Source organism: Halomonas sp. XH26 (assembly GCF_024138895.1).
GTDB classification, from domain to species: Bacteria; Pseudomonadota; Gammaproteobacteria; order Pseudomonadales; family Halomonadaceae; genus Vreelandella; species Vreelandella alkaliphila.
Window position 1 is genome coordinate 359,403 of record NZ_CP071889.1, and the last position, 25,214, is coordinate 384,616.

Annotated in this window: 19 protein-coding genes; 14 read left to right on the plus strand and 5 right to left on the minus strand. The window is 54.6% G+C overall.

Features of this window, described 5'->3' with window-relative positions:
- Positions 1-119 precede the first annotated feature (119 nt).
- The 5 genes from dnaK (at position 120) to dapB (ending at position 5,768) form a co-directional block, all read left to right on the plus strand.
- On the plus strand, positions 120-2,054 hold the full coding sequence (gene dnaK, locus J4377_RS01715; RefSeq protein ID WP_038480671.1) for a molecular chaperone DnaK: 1,935 nt from the start codon (positions 120-122) through the stop codon (positions 2,052-2,054).
- 110 nt (positions 2,055-2,164) lie between these two features.
- On the plus strand, positions 2,165-3,319 hold the full coding sequence (gene dnaJ, locus J4377_RS01720) for a molecular chaperone DnaJ (protein ID WP_009723758.1): 1,155 nt from the start codon (positions 2,165-2,167) through the stop codon (positions 3,317-3,319).
- 201 nt (positions 3,320-3,520) lie between these two features.
- Positions 3,521-4,423 (plus strand): DMT family transporter, encoded by a 903-nt coding sequence (locus J4377_RS01725; RefSeq protein WP_198349517.1) that lies wholly within the window; start codon positions 3,521-3,523, stop codon positions 4,421-4,423.
- 117 nt (positions 4,424-4,540) lie between these two features.
- The gene (locus J4377_RS01730; RefSeq protein WP_038480678.1) at positions 4,541-4,822 is read left to right on the plus strand and encodes a DUF2218 domain-containing protein; all 282 of its coding nucleotides are present in this window, start codon (positions 4,541-4,543) and stop codon (positions 4,820-4,822) included.
- Positions 4,823-4,961: 139 nt separating this feature from the next.
- Positions 4,962-5,768, plus strand: coding sequence for a 4-hydroxy-tetrahydrodipicolinate reductase (dapB, locus tag J4377_RS01735; protein WP_038480681.1), 807 nt, complete (start codon positions 4,962-4,964; stop codon positions 5,766-5,768).
- 135 nt (positions 5,769-5,903) lie between these two features.
- Here dapB and guaD read toward each other — a convergent pair whose 3' ends face one another.
- The 4 genes from guaD to J4377_RS01755 all read right to left on the minus strand — a co-directional run bounded on the left by guaD (position 5,904) and on the right by J4377_RS01755 (position 12,633).
- Positions 5,904-7,253, minus strand: a complete 1,350-nt coding sequence (gene guaD / locus J4377_RS01740; RefSeq protein WP_120385881.1) for a guanine deaminase — start codon at positions 7,251-7,253, stop codon at positions 5,904-5,906.
- Between the two features lie 35 nt (positions 7,254-7,288).
- Complete coding sequence (gene xdhB / locus J4377_RS01745) at positions 7,289-9,700, minus strand: xanthine dehydrogenase molybdopterin binding subunit (protein ID WP_231658224.1); 2,412 nt, start codon at positions 9,698-9,700, stop codon at positions 7,289-7,291.
- Entirely contained in the window at positions 9,684-11,168 is a 1,485-nt protein-coding gene (gene xdhA / locus J4377_RS01750; RefSeq protein WP_253486443.1) for a xanthine dehydrogenase small subunit, read from the minus strand. The genes xdhB and xdhA overlap by 17 nt, the downstream gene beginning before the upstream one ends.
- Positions 11,169-11,274: 106 nt before the next feature.
- The gene (locus J4377_RS01755) at positions 11,275-12,633 is read right to left on the minus strand and encodes an NCS2 family permease (protein ID WP_083000706.1); all 1,359 of its coding nucleotides are present in this window, start codon (positions 12,631-12,633) and stop codon (positions 11,275-11,277) included.
- Positions 12,634-13,211: 578 nt separating this feature from the next.
- Between J4377_RS01755 and carA the strand changes: the two genes are divergently transcribed.
- From carA to greA, 3 genes are all read left to right on the plus strand, one after another.
- Positions 13,212-14,357, plus strand: coding sequence for a glutamine-hydrolyzing carbamoyl-phosphate synthase small subunit (gene carA, locus J4377_RS01760; protein WP_253488094.1), 1,146 nt, complete (start codon positions 13,212-13,214; stop codon positions 14,355-14,357).
- Positions 14,358-14,429: 72 nt separating this feature from the next.
- Positions 14,430-17,660 (plus strand): carbamoyl-phosphate synthase large subunit, encoded by a 3,231-nt coding sequence (gene carB / locus J4377_RS01765; RefSeq protein ID WP_231658227.1) that lies wholly within the window; start codon positions 14,430-14,432, stop codon positions 17,658-17,660.
- Positions 17,657-18,133, plus strand: a complete 477-nt coding sequence (gene greA / locus J4377_RS01770) for a transcription elongation factor GreA (RefSeq protein ID WP_009723748.1) — start codon at positions 17,657-17,659, stop codon at positions 18,131-18,133. Before carB ends, greA begins: the two co-directional genes overlap by 4 nt.
- 124 nt (positions 18,134-18,257) lie before the next feature.
- Here greA and yhbY read toward each other — a convergent pair whose 3' ends face one another.
- Entirely contained in the window at positions 18,258-18,584 is a 327-nt protein-coding gene (yhbY, locus tag J4377_RS01775; RefSeq protein ID WP_038480694.1) for a ribosome assembly RNA-binding protein YhbY, read from the minus strand.
- Positions 18,585-18,698: 114 nt separating this feature from the next.
- Between yhbY and rlmE the strand changes: the two genes are divergently transcribed.
- The 6 genes from rlmE to secG all read left to right on the plus strand — a co-directional run bounded on the left by rlmE (position 18,699) and on the right by secG (position 25,210).
- Positions 18,699-19,346 carry a 23S rRNA (uridine(2552)-2'-O)-methyltransferase RlmE gene (gene rlmE, locus J4377_RS01780; protein WP_038480697.1) on the plus strand — a complete coding sequence of 216 codons (648 nt, stop codon included), beginning with the start codon at positions 18,699-18,701 and terminating at the stop codon, positions 19,344-19,346.
- A gap of 244 nt (positions 19,347-19,590) precedes the next feature.
- Positions 19,591-21,600 (plus strand): ATP-dependent zinc metalloprotease FtsH, encoded by a 2,010-nt coding sequence (gene ftsH, locus J4377_RS01785; RefSeq protein WP_038480700.1) that lies wholly within the window; start codon positions 19,591-19,593, stop codon positions 21,598-21,600.
- A 107-nt stretch (positions 21,601-21,707) separates the two neighbouring features.
- Entirely contained in the window at positions 21,708-22,625 is a 918-nt protein-coding gene (folP, locus tag J4377_RS01790) for a dihydropteroate synthase (protein ID WP_253486445.1), read from the plus strand.
- Positions 22,622-23,971: a phosphoglucosamine mutase gene (gene glmM, locus J4377_RS01795; protein WP_038480703.1), complete on the plus strand. Its 1,350-nt coding sequence runs from the start codon at positions 22,622-22,624 to the stop codon at positions 23,969-23,971. The genes folP and glmM overlap by 4 nt, the downstream gene beginning before the upstream one ends.
- Before the next feature lie 125 nt (positions 23,972-24,096).
- Entirely contained in the window at positions 24,097-24,846 is a 750-nt protein-coding gene (gene tpiA / locus J4377_RS01800) for a triose-phosphate isomerase (RefSeq protein ID WP_095604440.1), read from the plus strand.
- Between the two features lie 4 nt (positions 24,847-24,850).
- A complete protein-coding gene (secG, locus tag J4377_RS01805; RefSeq protein ID WP_009723741.1) occupies positions 24,851-25,210 on the plus strand; it encodes a preprotein translocase subunit SecG in 360 nt (119 codons plus the stop codon).
- Positions 25,211-25,214: the final 4 nt, after the last annotated feature.

Consider the following 25,214-nt stretch of genomic DNA (forward strand, 5'->3'; position numbering starts at 1 on the left):
CCCCAAATAAAGGGCAACCCGCGGGAAAACCCGCAAACGCTTTAAATTTCAAAAAGCAGATTTTTTGACATCAGCTTTCAAACATCAGTTTTGTAACAACCGAATTCGAGGTTTTTGCTATGGGACGCATTATTGGTATCGATCTGGGCACCACCAACTCTTGTGTGGCAGTGCTCGATGGTGACAGCGCTAAAGTCATTGAAAATGCCGAAGGCGGCCGCACTACGCCTTCCATTATTGCTTACACCGACGATGGTGAGACGCTGGTAGGCCAGGCGGCAAAACGTCAGGCCGTCACCAACCCTGAGAACACTCTTTACGCGATTAAGCGCCTTATTGGCCGTCGCTTCAAAGATGATGTCGTACAAAAAGACATCAAAATGGTGCCTTACAAAATCGCCGAAGCCGATAACGGTGATGCCTGGGTTGAAGTAAAAGGCAAAAAAATGGCGCCGCCGCAGGTAAGTGCGGAAGTGCTGAAGAAAATGAAGAAAACCGCCGAAGACTACCTCGGTGAAGCGGTAACTGAAGCGGTCATTACCGTACCGGCGTACTTTAACGACAGCCAGCGTCAGGCCACGAAAGATGCGGGCCGTATCGCCGGTCTTGATGTTAAACGCATCATTAACGAGCCGACCGCTGCTGCATTGGCCTACGGTATGGACAAATCCCGTGGTGATAAAACCATCGCGGTATATGACCTGGGTGGCGGTACTTTCGATATCTCTATTATCGAAGTGGCCGATGTTGACGGCGAAACCCAGTTTGAAGTGTTGGCCACCAATGGCGACACCTTCCTGGGCGGCGAAGACTTCGACTTGGCGTTGATCAACTACTTAGTTGACCAGTTCAAAGCGGACAGCGGTATGGATCTGTCTGGCGACAACCTCGCTATGCAGCGTCTGAAAGAAGCGGCTGAGAAGGCTAAAATTGAGCTTTCCAGTGCCCAGCAGACAGACGTTAACCTGCCGTACATCACCGCTGACAACACTGGCCCGAAACACCTTAACGTGAAGGTGACGCGTGCCAAGCTGGAGTCGCTGGTTGAAGATCTGGTACAGCGCTCGCTCGACCCGTGCAAAATGGCGCTGAAAGATGCTGGTTTGTCTGCATCTGAAATCGACGAAGTGATTCTGGTCGGTGGCCAGACGCGTATGCCGATGGTGCAGAAGAAAGCCGCTGATTTCTTCGGTAAAGAAGCGCGTAAAGACGTCAACCCAGATGAAGCGGTTGCTGTTGGTGCGGCGATTCAGGGCGGTGTTCTTGGCGGCGACGTAAAAGATGTACTGCTGCTGGACGTGACGCCGTTGACCCTGGGTATTGAAACCCTGGGTGGCGTAATGACGCCGCTGATCGACAAAAACACCACCATCCCCACGAAGAAGACACAAACCTTCTCCACGGCGGATGACAACCAAACGGCAGTGACGATTCACGTCGTTCAGGGTGAGCGTAAGCAAGTCTCGCAGAATAAGTCGCTGGGTCGTTTTGATCTTGCCGATATTCCGCCAGCGCCGCGTGGTGTGCCGCAGATTGAAGTGGCCTTCGACCTGGATGCCAACGGCATTCTAAACGTGTCGGCCAAAGATAAGGCGACCAATAAAGAGCAGTCTATCGTCATTAAAGCGTCCAGCGGTCTCACGGATGAAGAGATCGAGCAAATGGTACGCGATGCAGAAGCTCACGCGGACGAAGACAAAAAGTTCGAAGCGCTAGTGCAACTGCGTAACCAAGCAGATGGCATGATTCACGCCACTCGCAAAACCGTGCAGGAAGCCGGCGATAAAGCGACCGATGACGAGAAACAAGCCATCGAGACCGCGATCAGCGAGCTGGAAGAAGCAGTGAAGACTGACGATCAGGACAACATCCAGCAGAAGCTGGACGCGCTGACCGAAGTGTCTGGCCAATTGGCGCAGAAAATGTACGCCGAGCAGGCAGAAGCTGCTCAGCAGGCGGACGGTGAAAGTGCTGAAAATGCCAGCACCAAGCCAGAGGATGACGTGGTTGACGCTGAGTACGAAGAAGTCAACGACGACAAAAAGAAACAGTAAATCACCTCTATCTGCTAAGGAATGCGGTGGCGCGGGAGACAACTCCCGCGTTGCTGTTTCCGAAGTAGACGCCTAATTAAGTGCGTAGCTAACCAGGAGGCGTAGGACCCATGTCCAAACGCGATTATTACGAAGTCCTGGGTGTCGAAAAAGGGGCTGATCAGAAAGAGATCAAAAAGGCCTATCGCCGCTTGGCGCAAAAATTCCACCCTGATCGAAACCCGGACGATAACACTGCAGCGGAAAAATTCCGTGAGGTGTCAGAAGCGTACGAAGTCTTAAGCGATGGCGAGAAGCGCGCGGCGTATGACCAATTTGGTCACGCTGGTGTTGACGGCCAGGGCGGCGGCTTTGGCGGTGGCGGGTTCGGTGGTGGTGGCGCTGGCGACTTCAGCGACATCTTCGGCGATGTGTTTGGCGATATCTTTGGTGGCGGTGGTGGCCGTCGTCGTGGCCCTAACGCCCCCGCACGTGGCAGTGATCTACGCTACAACTTAGAGCTGGATCTGGAAAACGCCGTTTCCGGCACAACCGTTGATATCCGCGTGCCACGCCATATCGAATGTGACCGCTGCGATGGTGAAGGTGCTGAGCCTGGTTCTAGCAAAGAAACCTGCCCCACGTGCCATGGCCACGGCCAAGTGCGTATGCAGCAAGGTTTCTTCGCGGTTCAGCAAACCTGCCCGACCTGTCATGGCAGTGGCCAGCACATCAAAGTGCCGTGCCACAAATGTAACGGTGAAGGCCGCGTGCGGGAAACGCGCACGCTATCGGTGAAGATTCCGCCGGGAGTGGATACTGGTGATCGCATTCGTCTGAATGGCGAAGGTGAAAGTGGTATTAACGGTGGCCCGCCCGGAGACCTGTATGTTCAGGTGTCGATCAAGCCACACCACATCTTCCAGCGCGATGGCAAACACCTGCAGTGTGACGTGCCGATCAACTTTGTTGACGCTGCATTAGGTGGGGAGCTAGAAGTACCCACGCTGGATGGCCGTGTGAAGCTGAAGATTCCACCGGAAACTCAAACCGGTAAACTCTTCAGGTTGCGCGGTAAAGGCGTGAAGCCGGTACGCGGCGGCGCCCCTGGCGACTTGCTTTGCAAAGTGGTGCTGGAAACGCCGGTCAATCTCAATGACGAGCAGAAAGACCTGCTTCGTCAGTTGCAAGAGAGTTTTGACGGCAGCAATAGCCACAGCCACTCGCCGAAGAAAACAGGTTTCTTCGACAGCGTGAAGAAGTTTTTTGAAGAGATGAAGCCGTAACGGCGATTCACTTCACAGCACATCAGCGCCCCGATACTTTCAAGTTTCGGGGCGTTTTTGTTGATTGCTTATCGCTAACTCATTGTGTTGCATAGTGTAAAATAGCGGGTCTGATGGGCTTATCGTTTAATCGCTAACCGATACCCTTTTAAAGCGTGGGTTATTTGCACATAACTTATTTGCACATAAGGACGAGGGCAAATGCTAGCGGATGAAGAGTCTCGCTCTGGGTTGGGCATTGGGCTGCGGGTGCTTTCCGGCGTGCTGTTTACCGGTATGTTGGTGTGTATTAAAGCGGTGAGTGACGAGGTGCCGGTAGGGCAGTCGGTGTTTTTCCGCTCGTTATTTGCGCTGTTGCCGATTGTTGTTTTTTTGATGCTTCGTCGCGAGTTTCCTCAGGGATTGGCGACGCGTCGTCCACTGGGGCATGCGTTGCGCTCGGGGCTTGGGGCGGCGGCAATGTTCGCGTCGTTCGCGGCGGTGGCCTTGTTACCTGTCGCGGAAACTACGTTGTTAGCCCAGCTGACGCCCGTGTTTATGGCGTTGGGTGGTGTCTTGCTGCTGGGGGAGCGTTTCTCGCTTTATCGGGCGGGCGCTATTGCGTTGGCGTTGGCTGGGGTGGCGGTGCTGGTGCTGCCAGGGCTTGAGGCCAGTCGCGAGCAAGGGCAACTGGCTGGCTATGCGCTAGGGGCGCTGAGCGCGCTGTTAACTGCTGGAGCGCTGCTAACTGTACGGCGCATTTCACGTACCGAAACAGCCGGTTCCATTGCCTTTTACTTTATTCTGGTCTCTGCGCTAGCGGGGTTGGCAACGCTGCCCTTGGGCTGGGCACCACTAAACGGTGATGTGGTGTGGTTGTTAGTGCTTTCTGGCTTGTTTGGCGGCACGGCCCATATTGCGATGACGCTGGCGCTGCGTTACGCCGAAGCGTCACGCCTAGCGCCTTTTGAATACATTGCGTTGGTGTGGCCTGTGTTAGCAGATTGGCTGCTGTTTGGCCTGCCGGTTTCTAGCGGCTTTTTGCTGGCACTGCCGTTGCTACTTAGCGGGGTCGGGCTGGCCACACTGGAAGGCCGCCGGATTAAACGGCTTCTTCGACGATAAGCGTTTCCCTGAACAGAAACATGCTGTTGCAAGGGATTCTCATTTCTTACTTTGCGATTTCTACTGTGAGGATTACGCTAGTAAGATCTAACTCACTATCTTTGTGGAGAAAATACGATGCCTTTATCCCGTGCCGAAATCGTAACGCCTTCTGGTGAGCGCTTGATAAACCGCTTGTGCAAGCACTGGGCACATAAGCTTGAGATTGAGCATAATGAGCAGGAAGCCAAAATCACATTTGCCAATGGCACCTGCCTGATGCATGCCGAGGCGGATCGCTTGATTGTGTCCCTTGAAACCTTGGAAGAAGAGCATCTGGATCAGTTGGAAGGGGTGGTGGAAAGTCATCTCATGCGCATGGCAAAAGACGAGCCGCTGGAAATTGTTTGGGAGAATTAATTCGTTCGAGGCAGCGTGCGCGCTGCCCTAAGCAAGCACCGCATCATTGGCAGGGGTCTGTTATAATTTCGGCCACTTTTTTATCCTTGTTTTTCTTATACCAAGCTGGGTGCCGAACGGCGCACGCGCAGGAGTTCTCATGACCCGAATTGCCATTGTAGGCGTCGCTGGCCGTATGGGCCGCACGTTAGTAAATGCGGTAGAACAGCAGGCAGATGCCTCACTTGCAGGCGGTATCGTTGAGCCAGGTAGTTCTTTAGCGGGTGCGGACATTGGTGAGCTGGCAGGCGTTGGCAAACGCGGTGTGGTGGCCGTCGATTCTCTCGATGCGATTGTGGACGACTTCGATGTTCTAATCGATTTCACTGCGCCGCAAGTAACCTTGGCAAATTTGGCATTCTGCGCCGAGCATGACAAACGCATTGTGATTGGCACCACCGGCATGAGCGATGACGAACTGGCCGAGCTGGATAGCTACCGCGATAAAGTGGCCATGGTGTTCGCGCCTAATATGAGTGTCGGCGTTAACTTGACTCTCAAGTTGCTTGAGACTGCTGCAAAAGCTCTCGGTGATGAAGGCTACGATATTGAAGTCATTGAAGCGCACCATCGTCATAAAGTGGATGCGCCTTCTGGCACGGCGATTAAGATGGGAGAAGTGGTCGCGGAGAGCATCGGCCGCACGTTAAAAGAGCACGGGGTCTATGAACGGGTAGGCCAGTGTGGTCCGCGCACCGACAAAGAGATCGGTTTTGCCACCGTGCGCGCTGGCGACATTGTTGGCGAGCACACAGTGATGTTTGCCACTGAAGGCGAGCGTATCGAAATTACCCATAAAGCCTCCAGTCGTATGACCTTTGCTAAAGGCGCGGTTCGCGCTGCTCGCTGGGTCGCTGATAAAGCGCATGGCCGTTACGATATGCAGGATGTATTAGGTTTAGAGTAGTGTTTTAGTACAACAGGGGGCGTTTCGATATGCACTCTGTTGGCTGCTGAACATGACTGTTTGGATGGCCTCCGAACCTGCTAGCAGGGTGAGGGGGCTTCGCTGTTTTTGGCCCCCTCCTGATTGATTTTCTGCTTAATTTTGACGTCGGTGCTGTAGGCGTCCTCCAGCCCAGGTTTCGAAGATAGCGCGGTCGTCGCCTAGCATCATTAGAGTGAATAACTCCTCTGCCAAACTTTCGCATCGTGCCATACGTCGTGCCATCAGCGGTGAGGCGGACAGGTCGATAACTACAAAATCGGCATCCATGCCTGGTGCGAAACGGCCGATACGGTCATCTAGCGATAGGGATACTGCATTGCCTCTGGTCAGGGCATGGAAGCCTGACCAGGCCGTCAGTGGCTGGCCGAGCAGTTGCCCTACTTGATAGCCCGCCTTGAGAGTCGCTAATCCGGAAAGATCGGTGCCAGCACCAATATCGCTGGCCAGGGTTAGATTTAACCCGCTTTCATGAGCTGCATGGCGGTCGAATAAGCCGCTACCAAGAAAGAGGTTAGAGCTGGGGCAAAAAGCGATATTGGCACTGCGTTCAGCCAGCCGCTTGCGCATGCCATTGTCCAGATGAATGCCATGGGCAAAGGTGCTGCGTGGCCCAACCAGGCCGGACTGCTCGTAAACCTCAAGGTAGTCACGGCTTTCTGGAAACAGCTCGGCTACCCAGTCCAGTTCGCCGAGGTTTTCCGATAAGTGAGTTTGCAGCCATAGGCTTTCATCGTTGCGCAGCAGGCCGCCAGCGGCATCAAGCTGGGTGCGTGTGGATGTGGGAGCAAAGCGCGGCGTAACACTGTAGCCAAGGCGGTCGGTGCCATGCCAGTCGCTGATCAAGCGCTCGGTATCACGAATGCCGCCGAGGGTCTTGTCGGTAAGTGCTTCGGGGGCGTGGCGATCCATCAGTACCTTGCCAGCGAGCATACATAGGCCGCGGCGTTGGGCGGCGCTGAAGAAGGCATCTACCGAATTGGGATGGCTTGAGCAGAACACTTGGGCGGTGGTGGTCCCGACTCGCATCAACTCTTTGAGAAAAGCGTCGGCCATGTTGTCGGCATGTGCGCGCTGGGCGAAACGGCACTCTTCAGGAAAGGTGTAGTCATTCAACCAGTCCAGCAGTTGGCGGCCATAAGAGGCCATGATATCGAGCTGAACGTAGTGAACATGGCTGTCAATAAAGCCTGGCATGACCAGCTTGTCACGCTGGTCGATGACGCTGATATCGGCGGGCAGCTGAGGGGCCAGGGTGCGATAGTCGCCAACGCCCTGAATGCGGCCATCGGCCCACCACAGGGCACCGTCTTGGTGGTAGACAACGCTACCCTCTCGGGGCGTGTCACCATCGCCGGGGTCGGCATCGAAACTCAAGACCCGTGCACGTATTAACCAGGCTTGCCCCTGCTCTTGTTTCAGGCTTTGTCCTTGCTCTTCATTCATGATGTTGCTCCTGAAGATAGTTAGAGGGGGAAGGCTTAACGGACATTGCTGTGTCGTTTGTCAGCGGCAGGGTCAAGTTTGGCGCGTGCGGCTTCGGCGGCAGCCATGACTCGCTCCGGTGTGGCTGGCGTGTCCAGAGGTATCGCCTGGGTGTATCCATTTAGGCTGGCCAAGCCGTCACGCAGGGCCGCCCATACCGACATACCAAGCATAAAAGGGGGTTCACCTACTGCCTTGGAGCGATAGATGCTGGCCATGGAGTTGGGGTGGCCTTCCATTAAGGAGGTATTGAAAGTGGCGGGTAGATCGCCGTAAGTGGGGATCTTGTAGGTCGCGGGGCCATTCGAAATCAGTTGGCCTTTACCATTCCATTTCAGCTCTTCACTGGTTAACCAGCCCATCCCCTGAATGAAACCACCTTCGACTTGGCCGATATCGATAGCCGGATTCAGGGAGTCACCCACGTCGTGGAGGATGTCGACACGATCTACCAAGTATTCGCCGCTCAAGGTATCGATTGAAACTTCGGCCACCGCCGCACCAAAGGCATAGTAGTAGAAGGGGCGTCCATTGCCGCTGGCACGGTCATAATGGATCAATGGTGTGGCGTAGAAGCCTTTTTCCGATAGCGAGATGCGCGATAGATAGGCGGCTTGAACCAGCTCTCCCCAAGCGATGCGGCGTTCACTTTCGCCAAAGCCGGCTATTAGATAACCCTCTTTGATGTGGATGGTTTCTCGATCGAGATGGTAGTGCTCGGCAGCAAAGTCATAAAGCCGTGTTTTTAGTTTGAGCGCGGCATCGCGAGCTGCCTGGCCATTGAGGTCGGCGCCGCTGGAGGCGGCGGTGGGAGAGGTATTGGGCACCTTGTCGGTACGTGTGGCGGTGATGCGCACGCTATCAAGATCCAGGCCCAGCTCACGCGCCACCACTTGGCAAATCTTCGTGTGCAGCCCCTGGCCCATCTCGGTGCCACCGTGGTTGATCATTACGCTGCCGTCGGTATAGACGTGCAGTAGCGCGCCCGCTTGGTTGAGGTGCTGGGCGGTGAAGGAAATGCCGAATTTTACTGGGGTCAACGCTAAGCCTTTGCGAATGACGGGGCTCTTGGCGTTGAACTCCCGGATTTCTCGGCGTCGCTGCCAGTAGTCGCTAGAGGTTTCGAGTTGCTCAACCAGCTCATGCAGAAGAACGGTCTGATCCACCGTCTGGCCGTAATGCGTCGTGTTGCGTCCGTCGCGATAAAAATTGCGCTTGCGTATCGTCAGCGGATCTTCGCCTAGGCGGCGAGCGATATCCTCCATTGCCGCTTCGATAACCATCATACCTTGGGGGCCGCCGAAGCCGCGGAAGGCGGTGTTAGAGGCCGTATGGGTGCGCGCTCGATATCCTGTAACGCGGACGTCACCCAGCGAATAGGCGTTATCCGAGTGAAACATAGCGCGATCAACAATGGCGTCGGAAAGGTCGGGTGAATAGCCACAGTCGCCGATTACATTGATATCGCCACCCAGAATCACGCCATGGGCATCGACGCCAAGGCGGTAGTCGTTATGAAAAGGGTGGCGCTTACCGGTTACGCGCATGTCATCGACTCGCGGTAAGCGGAAGCGGCAGCTGCGCCCGGTTCGCCGGGCGATTAATGCGGCTATGCAAGCCCAAGGTGAAGCCTGTGTTTCCTTGCCTCCGAATCCGCCCCCCATGCGGCGTGTCTCGACGGTAACGGCATGGAAGGGAATACCGAGTACCTCGGCAACCAGTTTCTGCGTCTCGCTGGGATGCTGGTTAGAGGTGTGAATCATGACGCCTTCGTCTTCGCTGGGATGGGCGACGCAGGCCTGCCCTTCCAAGTAGAAGTGTTCCTGGCCGCCGACAAACTGTTTGCCAGCAACGACAATGGCGGCGTCGGCAAAGGCTTTTTCCCAATCTCCACTGATCTGTTGATGAGTGGGGCGAACCAGGTCACCCGCGTTGGCGGCAGCAACGGGGTCGAGGCTTGCTGGGCGCTCTTCGATCTCGATAATTGCCTTTTCGACTGCTTGACGAGCCGCACGATGGCTGTCGGCCGCCACGGCGAATAGCACCTGGCCCGCGTAGAGCACTTCGCCGTCAGCCATGATGGGATCCCCTGGGAAAACGGGGCCAATATCGGTATGGCCTGGCACGTCTGCCACGCTAATAACATCGACCACACCAGGAGCAGACCTTACCGCTTCCAGATCCATGCGGGTAATGCGCCCGTGGGCAACAGATGACAGGCCTGCGGCTAGGTGGAGGGCATTGGCCGGAAGGGCTAGGTCATCAATATAAGCCGCGCGCCCGGTGACATGCTTGATGGCACTCTCGTGATTGGCCGAGGTGCCAGAAAAAAAACGGCCGGTATGTTGTGCTGGATGAAATGCTTTCTGCTCAGGCTGTGGTGCTGGCAGATCAGTGAGCGTACGCATGGAGCATCACCTCCTGAGTGTGTGGTTGGGTGTGGGTAGACGATTCGATGACCAGACGTAGGCGTTCAAGTAGCGCACTCGCTGACCGCGTGCGGTAGTCGGCACTGCCACGAACATCGCTCATCGGTGAAAAGTCATTCGCGAGCGCTTGGCGTGCAGCCTCGAAGACGGTTGGTGAGGGCGGATTCCCTTCGAGAGCCGCTTCGGCCTCACGGGCTCGGGCAGGTATGCCGGCCATGCCACCGAAGGCCAGGCGTACATCGCGTAGGCATCCATCCTCCAGGTGCCAGGCAAAAGCACTCAGCACGGCAGAAATATCATCTTCGCGCCGCTTCGAGAGTTTCCATACTTTTAGCTGGCGGCCTGCTTGCGGGGCCGGGATGAAAACCGCGCTTAATACTTCATTGTTAGCTAAGTCGGTCTTTTTGTAGTCGATGAAGAAGTTGTTGGCGGCAATCTCGCGGGAGCCGTTAGGGCCTGCGAGGCGAAGCTGTGCATCAAGGGCCAGCAGCACCGGCGGGGTGTCGCCGATGGGGGATGCATTGGCGACATTACCGCCTAAGGTGCCGCGGTTGCGTACCTGAGCCGAGCCGAGGCGGTGTAGAAGATGGGCAAAGGTTGGGTATTCACTCTCGAGTAAAGGCTCCAAGCGTGCATAGGTGACGGCTGCTCCGATCCACCAACCGGGGCGCCCGCTCGCATCCTGACCTTGTTCAATTTGCTGAAGCTCACTTACGCGCGTGGTATCGATAAGCCGTGGTAAGTCCTTCAGTTGTTGGGTGACTTCAAGCCAAAGGTCAGTGGCACCCGCAACCAAACGTGCTTCTGGATGGGCTGCGCGTAGGCGTACTAGGTCATTCAACTGACGAGGCTGATGGAAACGGCTGCTGGTTTCGTCCAGGTTGGCCACGTGCTGATTATCTTGCGCATCATTCAGTGTTGCATCTAACCATTCAGGGCGATGACCATCGATACTGTTCATTGCTAATGCCGCATCACGAATGGGGCGATAGCCAGTGCAGCGACACAGGTTGCCGCCAAGTGCGGCTTCAAGGCGCTCAGGGCTAAAGGGAGTGGCGAGCGGGTTAGTGTGCTGTTCTTCGTGCAGTGTGAACAATGACATCACAATGCCCGGCGTGCAGAAGCCGCATTGGCTACCATGGCATTCGACCATGGCTGCCTGGGCGGGATGCAGGTATTGCTGGTCGTCAGCGAGACCTTCAACAGTGACTAAGTGGCGGCCTTGGAGCTGATGAGCGGGCATGATGCAGGCGTTGGCGCTGTGGTAGCGTAGCTCGCCATTGGCATCGGGTGCCCCGATGGCTACTGTGCAAGCGCCGCAATCACCAGACGCGCAACCTTCCTTGGTGCCGGTCAGGTGTAGTTGTTCTCTTAGCAGCTCCAGAACGCTAAGGTGAACATCCGCTGTAACGCGATGCGGTTGCCCATTGAGGTGAAATGTAATCATAGTCCTACCCGTTATGTTGTTATTGGTTGCTTAAGTGCTGTCCGATCGGTCAGGTGGTGCGTGAAAAACGGGGTATTTTTTGATGACTCAGCATGAGAAGAGTCGTCTATTGTGCTGTCAGCAGCATAACCACCGCTAACAGGGCGGAGACCCACATTGCAGGCTTAATCTCGTCCAACTTGCCGGTGGCCAGCCGGATGAGCACAAAGCTGATAAAACCAAAGGCGATACCCAGGGTGATGGAGTACGTCAGCGGCATTAAAATGATGGCCAGAAATGCGGGAAAGGCTTCCTCGAGACGGCTCCAGTCAATCTTTCCAATCGGTGCCATCATGAACAGCCCCACCAGGACAAGAGCTGGGGCGGTCGCGATGCTGGGAACTAGGGACAGCAACGGTGAGAGAAACAAGAAAGGCAGGAACAATACGCCAATAACGACTGCCGTGAGTCCTGTGCGGCCGCCTTGGGCAACGCCAGCACCGGATTCGATAAAGGTTTGTGCCGCGCTGGTGCCGAGGGGGGCCGCGATCATCGATGCGAAAGCATCCACCGTCATGGAACGCTTAAGGTTGCGTGGATTACCGTTGGCATCCTTGAGATCAGCTGACTCGGATAGCGCCATAAAGCAAGACAGTGAGTCGAAGAAGTTAGTAAACAGCATCACGAAAATGAATGGCAGGTAAGCCACCTTGAGGGCGCCTAGAATATCGACCTTCATTACCGCCGAGAAATCCGGCCATGCAGCTAGGCCTTGCCAAGCCACCAATACGTCGTCACTCCACAGCCGCCCCATAGGGATTGCCAACAGAGTGGTTAGGGCGATGCCCAAGATCAGAGCGCCATTGAAGCCGCGAATGACCAGTATCGCGGTAGCCATTAGGCCAATAAAGAAGGTTATTAGACTTGCGTTTAAATCACCGAGGCTAATCAGGGTCGCTGGGTTGGCTACGATGAACCCGGCATTCTTGAGCCCAATAAAAGTGATGAATAGGCCTATCCCACAGGTGATGGCATAGCGCAATGAGGCTGGAATGGCCTCGATGATGGCTTCGCGAACGTTAAACAGCGCCAAGATAGCGAACAGTACCCCTGACCAGAATACGCATCCCAGCGCAACTTCCCACGACAACCCTGCGCCAAGCACCAGGGTGTAGGTGAAAAGCGCATTCATGCCCATTCCAGGAGCAACTAAAATTGGATTGCGGGCATACAAGCCCATGGCCAAGCTACTAAAAAAGCTGATGACCACGGTGGCGGAGAGTGCTGCAGAAAAGGGAATACCCGCATCAGATAAGATGGCTGGGTTGACCACGATGATATACATCCCGGCTAGAAACGTCGCGATGCCTGCAAGCACTTCGGTCTTCACCGAGGAGCCGCGGCGGCTGACATTGAAGTAATTATCCAGGGTGCTCGTTGCTTGTACGGGAGGAGAGCCAGAATACGGCGTAGGGCTTTGTGGCATGACGATATTCTCTTTGTATTTGTTGGGTGAGCTATCGAAAAAAACGCGTTTGACCATTTGGTCAACTCGGGCAAGCGTAGACAAAAAAACATCAAGAAGGCAACCAAATATATTAATTACGTACACAAAAAAATTTTGGGGCGACTTCCACCCTCCTCATTTATCAATGACCTGAAGGTCGTGGCATATTGATTGCAGGGGCAAAATGGAGCATATAAAGTTGCTGGTAGTTTTAGGGCTAGCCTAAGGTCGATAAATCCTGTAACATTCCAAAAATTTTGGCCCAGTGGCTGCAAAAAGCAGCAAAATATCTGCAGCGAACGAATCTCTGTAGGGTAAGCACCGCGCTTGTTGCACTGGCCTTAGGTTAGAGAAAACAGTCAGCTAAATGCTGCGCCATGGCCATTCGCCACGGAAGAGAACAACAAGCGGGATGAAACCGATTTTTTTACTATCGGCTTCGTCCCGCTTTTTTACGACCCGACGTTTGCACGCACAAACGCCGACAAACCGGATCGCCGAGCCTGCGCCCACAGGCTCCCACCAGCATGGGAGAACTTGTCTTGAATAACCCCGCATTGAGCAAACCCGCGATATTGGCCCTGGAAGATGGCAGTGTGTTTCATGGCATTGCCATTGGCGCGGATGGCGTCACAAGCGGTGAGGTGGTGTTCAATACAGCCATGACCGGCTACCAGGAAATCCTCACTGACCCTTCTTACACCCGCCAAATCGTCACGCTGACCTACCCTCATATCGGCAATACCGGCATTAATTCGGAAGATGTGGAATCTGCATCAATTGCCGCAGCGGGCCTGGTGATTCGTGATTTACCCCTGCTAGCCAGCAGTTTCCGTTCAGAGCAAAGCCTTTCTGACTATCTAAAAAGCCAAAATGTGCTGGGCATTGCGGATATCGATACTCGCCGTTTAACGCGCATTCTGCGTGATAAAGGCGCGCAAAACGGTGCGATTCTGGCGGGTGCAGAAGCAGAGGGCGATGATGCGGTAGAGCGGGCGCTGGCGGCAGCGAAGGCATTTCCCGGGTTGAAGGGCATGGATCTGGCCAAGGAAGTCTCATGCAAAGAGGCTTACGAATGGACCCAAGGCGAGTGGACGCTGGGCGAGGGCTACGCTGATACTACCCAAGGTGAGCGTCCTTACCATGTGGTGGCGTATGACTTCGGGGTGAAATTTAACATCCTGCGTATGCTGGCCGCGCGCGGCTGCCGGTTGACGGTCGTACCGGCACAAACGCCTGCGGCTGACGTGTTGGCGATGAATCCGGATGGTATCTTTTTGGCTAACGGCCCCGGTGACCCCGAGCCCTGTGATTACGCCATCAAGGCGATCCAGGACGTATTGGAAACCAATACGCCGGTATTTGGCATTTGCCTTGGCCACCAGTTGCTGGCGCTGGCCTCGGGTGCCAAAACCATCAAGATGGGTCACGGCCATCACGGTGCAAACCATCCGGTGCAAGATTTAGACACCGGCACGGTAATGATTACCAGCCAAAACCACGGCTTTGCTGCCGATGAAGCGACCCTTCCAGCCAACGTGCGTGCCACGCACCGTTCGTTGTTCGATGGCACGCTGCAAGGAATCGAGCGCACTGACCGCCCAGCGTTTAGCTTCCAAGGTCACCCGGAAGCCAGCCCTGGCCCGCGTGATGTGGCGCCGCTGTTTGATCGCTTTATTGCCATGATGCAGGCGCGTCGCTAACGCTGCCCTTGATCGCCGCCATGTAACGCCGTTTTTTTGTCGCTCATCGTCACCTATTTTGCGGGAACCGTTATGCCTAAGCGTACCGATATCAACAGCATTCTTATCATTGGCGCTGGCCCGATTGTCATCGGCCAGGCCTGCGAATTTGACTACTCTGGCGCCCAGGCGTGTAAAGCGCTGCGTGAAGAGGGGTTCCGGGTTATTTTGGTTAACTCCAACCCGGCCACCATCATGACCGACCCGGCCATGGCCGATGCCACCTACATCGAGCCGATTACCTGGCAAGCGGTTGAAAAAATTATTGAGGCCGAGCGCCCGGACGCAATTCTACCCACGATGGGTGGCCAGACAGCGCTCAACTGTGCGCTTGACCTGGAAAAGCATGGCGTACTGGAAAAATACAGCGTCGAGATGATTGGTGCCAACGCCGATGCGATTAACATGGCTGAAGATCGCGATCTGTTCGATCAAGCCATGAAGCGTATTGGTTTGGAGTGCCCGAAAGCCAAAGTGGCGCACACCATGGATGAGGCCTGGGAAATTCAGGCTGAATTGGGCTTCCCGACCATTATTCGTCCTTCTTACACCATGGGCGGCTCCGGCGGCGGCGTGGCGTATAACAAAGAAGAGTTCGAAGAGATCTGTACCCGCGGTTTCGAGCTTTCCAATAACCACGAGCTGCTGATCGACGAATCGCTGCTGGGTTGGAAAGAGTACGAGATGGAAGTGGTGCGGGATAAGAATGACAACTGCATCATTGTCTGTGCGATTGAAAACTTCGATCCTATGGGCGTTCACACCGGTGACTCGATTACCGTCGCGCCAGCGCAAACGCTGACCGACAAAGAGTACCAGATCATGCGTGACGCCAGCCTCGCGGTGCTGCGCGAGATTGGTGTGGAAACCGGCGGCTCCAACGTACAGTTTGGTATGGACCCGAAAACCGGTCGCCTGGTGGTTATCGAGATGAACCCGCGGGTATCGCGCTCGTCGGCGCTGGCATCTAAGGCTACTGGTTTCCCGATTGCTAAAATCGCCGCGAAACTAGCGGTGGGTTACACCTTGGATGAGCTGCAAAACGATATTACCGGTGGCCGCACGCCCGCGTCGTTTGAGCCATCAATCGACTATGTCGTCACTAAAATTCCGCGCTTTACCTTCGAGAAATTCCCTCAGGCAAACGACCGTCTGACCACTCAGATGAAGTCGGTGGGCGAAGTGATGGCGATTGGCCGCACGTTCCAAGAGTCGCTGCAGAAAGCGCTGCGCGGTCTGGAAACCGGTAACGATGGTCTTGATCCGATCATCACCGATTTCACGCCAGACAACATGGCGATCATTCAGGGCGAGCTGCAGGCCGCTGGTGCCGAGCGTATTTTCTATGTGGCTGACGCAATGCGCTCTGGAATGAGTGTCGATGAGGTATTTGCGCTCACCAATATCGATCCTTGGTTCCTGGTGCAGTTGGAAGATTTGGTGTTGACTGAAAATGCCGTCGCCAAGCGCGCCCTGGCCGATTTCTCTGCCCGTGAGCTTTACCAGCTTAAGCGCAAAGGCTTTGGTGACGCGCGTTTGGCCAAGCTACTGGGCGTGTCTGAAAAAGAGTTCCGCAAAACGCGCCAGGCAGCGGGCATTCGTCCGGTTTATAAACGTGTCGACACCTGTGCGGCGGAATTTGCCTCTGACACCGCTTACATGTACTCCACCTATGAAGAGGAGTGCGAAGCGGACGTCTCTGATCGTCAAAAAATTATGGTATTGGGTGGTGGCCCGAACCGTATCGGTCAAGGTATCGAGTTCGATTACTGCTGTGTTCATGCCGCCTTCGCCATGCGCGATGATGGCTATGAAACCATCATGGTCAACTGCAACCCGGAAACCGTTTCTACCGACTACGACACCTCTGATCGTCTCTACTTCGAGCCGGTGACGCTGGAAGATGTGTTGGAAATTGCCGACAAAGAGAAGCCGGTTGGCGTGATTGTGCAGTTCGGTGGTCAAACGCCGCTGAAGCTTGCCCGTGAGCTAGAGGCAGCAGGCGTGCCGATTATTGGTACCACGCCGGATGCCATTGACCGCGCTGAAGATCGCGAGCGCTTCCAGGTGATGATCGACAAGCTAGGCTTGAAGCAGCCGCCCAACGCCACTGCCCGCAGCTTTGAAGAGGCGTTTTCCAAGGCAGAGGCCATCGGCTACCCGCTAGTGGTGCGTCCTAGCTACGTGCTGGGTGGTCGGGCAATGGAGATCGTTTATGACGCCTCCGAGCTTGAAAACTACATGACCAATGCGGTGAAGGTGTCTAACGACTCTCCCGTTTTGCTTGACCACTTCTTGAGTGCCGCGATCGAAATCGATATCGACGCTGTGTCGGACGGTCAACAGGTGGTGATCGGCGGTATTATGCAGCACGTTGAGCAAGCCGGCGTTCACTCTGGTGATTCCGCCTGTGCGCTGCCGCCTTACTCGCTGCCTGCCGATGTGCAGGATGAAATGCGCGAGCAGGTCAAGAAAATGGCCGTTGAGCTGGGCGTTAAAGGTCTGATGAACGTACAGCTGGCGTGGCAGGATGGCGAAATTTATGTCATCGAGGTTAATCCTCGTGCGTCGCGTACCGTACCGTTTGTGTCTAAGTGCATCGGCACTTCGTTGGCACAGATCGCGGCGCGCTGCATGGCGGGTAAGACACTGGCCGAGCAGGGCTTTGAGCGCGAAATTATTCCGCACTTCTATAGCGTGAAAGAGGCGGTCTTCCCGTTCAACAAGTTCCAAGGTGTTGACCCGATTCTGTCGCCCGAGATGAAGTCGACGGGTGAAGTAATGGGCTCTGGCGAGACCTTTGCAGAAGCGTTCTTTAAAGCGCAGCTGGGCGCTGGCGAAGCCATTCCAGCATTGGATGGCGAGCGTAAAGCGTTCCTTTCGGTACGCGAGCCCGACAAGCAAGGGATTATCGAAGTGGCGCGTTCTCTGCTAACATTGGGCTTCACACTATGTGCAACGCGCGGTACAGCAGCGGCACTTGAGGCTGCTGGACTGGAAGTGGAGCACGTCAATAAAGTCTACGAAGGCCGTCCCCATATCGTCGATCTGCTGAAGAACGACGAAATCGCCTACATCGTGAACACGACTGAAGGTCGTCAGGCTATTAACGACTCTTCAATTATTCGCCGTACTGCTCTCGCGCGCAAGGTGCCCTATGCGACCACCTTGGCGGGCGCTAATGCTGTTTGCATGGCGCTTGAGTACGGTAGGGAGATTACGGTGCGGCGCCTTCAGGATCTGCATGCAGGAGCAAGTCAATGAACAAGGTCCCGATGACGGTAGCGGGAGAAAAAAGTCTTCGCGAAGAGCTTAATCACTTGAAGGGCGAAGCCCGCCCTCAAGTTATTGCTGCTATTGCTGAAGCGCGTGAACATGGCGATCTCAAAGAGAACGCTGAGTACCACGCCGCTCGTGAGCAGCAAGGATTTATTGAAGGCCGTATCCAGGAAATTGAAAGCAAGCTTTCAGGTGCGCAGGTAATCGACGTTACTAAGCTGCCAAAAACCGGCAAGGTGATCTTTGGGGTTACCGTGTCGTTGCTGAACCTGGATAGCGACGCCAGCGTTACCTACCGCATTGTTGGTGAAGACGAGGCCAATATTAAAGAGGGGCGCATTTCTGTGACCTCACCTATCGCCCGAGCGATGATTGGCAAAGAAGAAGGCGATGTGGTGGTGGTAAAAACACCTGGTGGCGATGTTGAGTACGAAATTGAGAGTGTTGAACATCTCTGATTTACCGCGGTGACGCGGGGCAGGCGTCTTGAAGGCGCCTGCAATCCAGGCACACTAAAAGGCCCGTGACGGTGACGTCGCGGGCCTTTTAGTATCATGCGTTGGTTAACGAGCCACGTGTGGGTTAATGCCGTCCGTGGTGGTTTTCAAAACGCGTGATGTTGGAAAGCTTGGGGTTTACCTTTGGGTTACGGCGATAGAGCAGCGCCATTTTGCCAATGGTTTGTACTAGCTCGGCGTTACTGTCGGCGACTAGCTCATTGAGCATTGCGACACGGTCGTCCCGCTCTGTAATAGCGAGCTTCACTTTGATGAGCTCGTGATCGTTGAGCGCGCGGCTGAGTTCTGCGAGCAAATTTTCGGAGACGCCGTTCTCAGAAACGGTGACCACTGGATTGAGGTGGTGGCCAATGCTACGAAATGCTTTCTTTTGTGCCTGTGACAAGCTCATGGTATCTTGCGGTATCCCGGTTAGCGCTTAACGCTCCATCTTACGGTGAAATGCCGTTAAGTGAAAGCAATCGCGTGAATGCGCCCATCTCTTATTCCAGTGTTAGATTCCCACATGCAGCAAAAGCCCCCAAGCCGTAAACATTCAGTGAGCAAGACCAGCAACAACTGGAAGAAAGAACATTTCGACGATCAGTATGTGAAACAACGCTGGCAAGATGGCTATCGCTCCCGTGCAAGCTATAAGCTGCTTGAGCTTGATGAAAAGGATAAACTGTTTCGCCCCGGTATGACGGTAATTGATCTAGGCGCTGCCCCTGGGGGGTGGAGTCAAATTGCCGCAGAAAAGGTGGGACCTGAGGGTGTCGTGATAGCGTCAGACATATTAGAGATGGATGCCCTAGCCGGCGTTGACTTTATCCAGGGCGATTTTACTGAAGAGAGCGTGCTTAACGCGATTCTTGAACGTCTAGGAAATCGTCAGGTAGACCTTGTGATGTCTGATATGGCCCCCAATATGAGTGGTATGGCGGCTATTGATCAGCCACAGGCAATGTACCTGGTTGAACTCGCTTTGGAACTTGCGCGAGAAACGCTACCGCCTGGCGGGCGTTTTCTGGCTAAGGTATTTCAAGGCGAAGGATTTGATACCTATTTGAAAGAGCTCCGAAGTAGCTTTGATCGTGTTGTGACTCGCAAGCCGGATGCTTCGAGGGCGCGCTCGCGGGAAGTCTATTTTTTAGCGGAAGGATTTCGAGGCTAACGAGACGTGGCCCTGTACTCGTCAGTAAGTGCGAGCGTGTAGATACTGGCGGGTAATAGCAAAGATTTATCACCACGATTGCCAGACAGGCAGGCGTAAATTGTGTCACATTATGCACATTGGACGAGCGTGACACAGATGGCCCAAAGCAAAATGTGCTTTGGCAATGGTTGAACGTTAAGCTCTAGTGTAAGGTCTGAGTATTAACGGTTAACTGACGGATTCTTGTAATGAGGGTAGCCCCTTGAACGATATGGCGAAGAACCTGATTCTGTGGTTGGTCATCGCGGCCGTTCTACTGACAGTGTTCAACAATTTCAGTACGGAAAGCGCACCGCAAACCACCAACTACTCTCAGTTTGTGCAGCAGGTGCAAAATCAGCAGGTACGTAGTGTCACGATTGATGGCTATACCATCATTGGTGAGCGTACGGATGGTTCTCAGTTCCAGACCATTCGCCCGTCGGCGGAAGATCCTAAGCTGATGGATGATCTGCTAAGCAACAACGTGACCGTTGTCGGTAAAGAGCCGGAACAACAAAGCATCTGGACGCGCTTGCTGATTGCGAGCTTCCCGATTCTGCTTATTCTGGCCATCTTTATGTTCTTTATGCGCCAAATGCAGGGTGGAGCCGGTGGCGGTAAAGGCGGTCCAATGAGTTTTGGTAAGTCGAAAGCCAAACTGCTTTCCCAGGATCAGATCAAGACAACTTTTGCCGATGTTGCAGGCTGCGACGAGGCGAAAGAAGAAGTTGAAGAGCTTGTAGACTTCTTGCGTGATCCTACTAAATTCCAGCGTTTGGGTGGCACAATCCCGCGCGGTGTATTGATGGTAGGTCCGCCAGGAACGGGTAAAACGCTGCTGGCCAAGTCCATTGCGGGCGAAGCCAAAGTACCGTTTTTCTCTATCTCTGGTTCAGACTTTGTTGAGATGTTTGTGGGCGTTGGTGCTTCACGCGTTCGTGACATGTTTGAGCAAGCCAAGAAACAAGCGCCTTGCATCATCTTTATTGATGAAATCGATGCGGTTGGCCGCTCACGTGGTGCTGGCATGGGTGGCGGCAATGATGAGCGTGAGCAGACACTCAACCAGTTGCTGGTAGAGATGGATGGCTTCGAAGCTAATGAAGGTGTCATCGTCATTGCGGCCACTAACCGCCCTGACGTGCTTGATCCTGCGCTGCTACGTCCGGGTCGTTTCGACCGTCAAGTAACGGTTGGGCTGCCGGATATTCGTGGTCGTGAACATATTCTGGGCGTTCACCTGCGTAAAGTGCCGCTGGCGGATGATGTTAAGCCGCAGCTAATTGCGCGCGGTACGCCAGGCTTCTCTGGTGCGGACCTTGCGAACTTGGTCAACGAGGCAGCGCTGTTTGCCGCTCGTCGTAACAAGCGCTTGGTTGCCATGGAAGAGCTGGAGCTTGCTAAAGACAAGATCATGATGGGCGCTGAGCGCAAATCGATGGTTATGACCGATAAAGAGAAGCTCAACACGGCGTATCACGAATCAGGTCATGCCATTATTGGCTTGGTTGCGCCCGAGCATGATCCTGTTTACAAAGTGACGATCATCCCGCGTGGCCGTGCGCTAGGTGTTACGATGTTCTTGCCGGAAGAAGATCGTTACAGCCTGTCTCGCCAACAAATTCTCAGTCAGATTTGCTCGCTGTTTGGTGGACGTATTGCCGAAGAGATGACGTTGGGCGCTAACGGTGTTACAACGGGCGCTTCAAACGATATCAAGCGTGCTACCGAGCTCGCTCATAACATGGTCGCTAAGTGGGGGCTGTCGAATGAGATGGGCCCGATCATGTACGACGAGGATGAGTCCCACCAGTTCCTTGGTGGCCCCGGTCAGGGTGGCGGTAAGCTAAAATCTGGCGAAACAACGTCTCGTCTCGATAAAGAAGTGCGCAAGATTATCGACGAGTGTTACGAGCAGGCTCGTCAGATTTTGGAAGATAATCGCGACAAGCTAGACGCGATGGCCGAAGCACTGATGAAGTACGAAACCATCGATGCTGATCAGCTGAAAGATATTATGGAGGGGCGCGATCCGCGTCCGCCAGAAGGCTGGAACGACGGTGATTCATCTGGCGGCGGCACGCGTGTTAGCGACGATAAGCCTGAAGAGAAGGCTGGGGAAAAGGCTGACGATACGCCTTCTGATGCGTCTGGCGACGATGGCGAAGAAGATGATGACGAGCCACGCCGTCGTCCTTCTGACCCGTTAGGCGGTCCCGCAGGCCCTTAACGTGTGTGAGTGTCAGAGATGTTAGCAAAGGCGCCCCATAACGGGGCGCCTTTTTGTTATGCTGTGAAGCAATTGCAAACACGTTTTTTCTTTTAGTAGGCCGCAGCATGAAACCGATAGTTGACTCTTCATCGCCTTCACGGGCAGCGGATAGCGCATATCACCTGCGCTGTGGGCGCCATTCATTAGATCTTTCGTTTCCACGGGTAATGGGGATTCTGAATGTTACTCCGGACTCCTTCTCTGATGGCGGGCAACACGTTGGTCTAGATAGCGCGCTGCACCACGCTGAACAAATGTTGGCGGAAGGTGCTGCGATGATTGACGTGGGCGGGGAGTCGACAAGGCCAGGGGCTAGTCCTGTATCAGAGCAAGAAGAGTTAGATCGTGTGGCGCCTGTGGTTGAAGCGTTAGTGCACGAGCTAGATGCGCTGGTGTCAGTGGATACCAGTAGCCCTGTCGTTATGCGACAAGTAAGCGCGCTTGGCGCTGGTATGATTAACGATGTGCGAGCGCTAGAGCGCGAGGGTGCGCTCGGCGCTGCAGCAAGCACCGGCCTGCCTGTGTGTTTAATGCATCGCCAAGGTGAGCCCCAGGATATGCAGCAGTCGCCCTATTATGGTCAGCCAGTTGAGCGAGTGGTTGCCGACTATCTTGCTGAGCGGGTAGCGGCATGTGAAGCCGTTGGAATTCGTCGTAGCCGTCTATTGATAGATCCTGGTTTTGGTTTTGGCAAAACCATTGAACATAACCTGCGCTTGCTGAAGTATATGGATGAGCTTCGGGCGCTGGAGTTGCCGCTGTTAGTGGGGATGTCGCGGAAAAGCATGATTGGTAAAGTGTTGGGTCGCCCGGTGGAAGAGCGCTTGGCCGGAGGTCTTGCGCTAGCAGCCATGGCGGTTGAGCGGGGCGCCAATATTTTGCGCGTGCATGATGTAGGGCCCACGGTAGATGCCGTAAATATGGCATGGGCGGTGCTTCAGGAAGGCTGCGAGACGCAGCTAAATAAGGAGATGATGCCATGACGCGACGTTATTTTGGTACCGATGGGATTCGCGGTACGGTTGGGCAAGCGCCTATTACTGCCGATTTTATGCTCAAACTGGGGTGGGCGGTGGGTCAGGTGCTGCGCCGTGAAAAAGGCCGCACACGTGTGTTAATTGGTAAAGATACGCGCATCTCTGGCTATATGTTTGAGTCAGCCTTGGAAGCGGGGCTGTCTGCCGCAGGCGTCGATGTTTCGTTGTTGGGGCCAATGCCTACACCGGGGATCGCCTATCTAACGCGTACCTTTCGCGCCGACGCTGGGATTGTGATTTCCGCGTCGCATAACCCCTTTGATGATAACGGCATTAAGTTTTTCTCTGCCGAGGGTAAAAAGCTACCCGACGAGATTGAAGATCGCATTGAGACGATGCTTGATGCACCTCTGACAACGGCGAGCGCGGCTCAGTTGGGTAAAGCGACGCGTATTGACGATGCTGCCGGGCGCTATATCGAGTTCTGCAAATCGACGTTACCTGATCGTCTCAGCCTGCATGGTCTAAAAGTGGTATTGGATTGTGCTCATGGGGCTACCTACCACATTGCGCCAAACGTATTTCGTGAGCTCGGCGCTGATGTTAGCGTGATTGGTTCTTCCCCTGATGGGTTGAATATTAACCATCAAGTGGGGTCTACCCATCCCGCAGCGCTGCGTGCAGCGGTGATTCAGCAAGGCGCTGATTTAGGCATTGCCTTTGATGGTGATGGAGATCGAGTGCTGTTGGTAGATGCCGATGGCCGTGAGGTGGATGGCGACGATATTCTTTACCTGATTGCCCGAGATCGTCACGAACGGGGGCTGCTTGAAGGCGGCGTGGTAGGCACTCTGATGAGCAACTTCGGGCTTGCCATGGCGCTGGAGCGGCTGGGGATTCCCTTTCAGCGCGCGAAAGTGGGTGATCGCTTTGTCATGGAGATGATGGCTGCCAACGGTTGGGAGCTGGGAGGCGAGTCATCAGGTCATATTGTATGTGGTCATGCTCAAACGACGGGCGATGGGATTGTTTCAGCGTTGCAAGTGTTGGCGTTGATGGTGCGAGAGCAAAAGCCGCTACTGTCTCTCTTGACGGGCTTGGAAAAGGTGCCCCAGTCGCTGGTTAATGTCAGGCTGCCTGGGGGCACCAACGCAAAAGATGTCATGACGGCAAAGCCGCTACTCGAAGCGGTGGCTGCCCTTGAAGCTGAGCTGGGTGACCAGGGTAGAGTGTTGCTACGGCCGTCGGGCACTGAGCCGCTAATCCGAGTGATGGTGGAAGGGCGGGCTCACCTGGATGTTGACCGTCTAGCGCATAAACTTGCCGATCAGGTCCAGGCGTTGCTCAGCTAGCTTGGTAAATGTGTTTGATAGGCGAGTATGCTTGCCACGCCCCAACTAACTAACCTGTATAACAGCGGTTGTCTTGACAAGGCCGCTCCTATACCATTTCGCTCCACCTTGAGTGAGGATAATCGATGCGTACGCCATTAATTGCCGGTAACTGGAAAATGAACGGCTCCACGGCGTTGATTCAAGCGTTCGGAGACGCCTTCACCGCGTCCAAGCTGCCTAATGATATCGACGTTGTAGTTATTCCGCCGTTTCCTTATTTGGAAGCTGCACGAAGTGCTTTCCAAAATACGCCGTTACAGTTAGGGGCGCAGACGCTCAATCCTCAGCACTCAGGTGCGCATACGGGTGAGATCAGCGGGCGTATGCTTAAAGAGTTTGATGTGGCCTATGTGCTGGTTGGTCACTCTGAGCGTCGCCAGCTATACAAAGAAGGTGATGAGCAGGTGTTTGACCGCTTGGTCGCTGCGCTTGATGTCGGCATCACGCCGATTCTTTGTGTGGGTGAAACCCTAGAAGAGCGCGATGCCGGTAGCACGATGGATGTTGTATTGCGGCAAGTTGGCTATGCAATGGCGCGTTTAGAGCCGGCACAGCGGCTTAAGGTTGTTATTGCCTATGAGCCTGTATGGGCAATTGGGACAGGCCGTACCGCAACCCCAGAGCAGGCTCAGGAAGTAATGGCCGGTATTCGTACCTATCAGGCCGGGTTTGATAAAATGCTAGCCGAGCAGCTTAAGTTGCTTTACGGCGGCAGCATGAATGCAAATAATGCGGCTGAGTTGCTTGCTCAGCCGGATATCGACGGCGGTTTAGTGGGCGGTGCTTCACTTAAAACCGACGATTTCTACGCCATTTGTCAGTCAGCAGGATAATCCCATGCAAGTTGCAATTCTTATGGTTCACGTGGTGATTGCGATCGCCTTGGTTGTGCTAATCCTGCTTCAGCAGGGTAAAGGTGCCGAAGCGGGTGCCGCCTTTGGTGGAGGGGCATCGCAAACTGTGTTTGGTTCGCGGGGTAGTGGTAACTTTTTGTCTCGCGCAACGGGGCTTTTAGCCGCCGGCTTTTTTGTTACCTCAATGGCATTGGCTTATTTTGCGACCCAGGCAGGACAAGCGCCCGAAGCGGGTATTCCCGACTCTCGCCTGATTGAACAGCAGCGCAATATTCCAACGCTTGACGATGGCCCTGCAAGTATGGATAATACCGCGCCAGTGCTAGAGGAAAGCAGCGAGTAACATA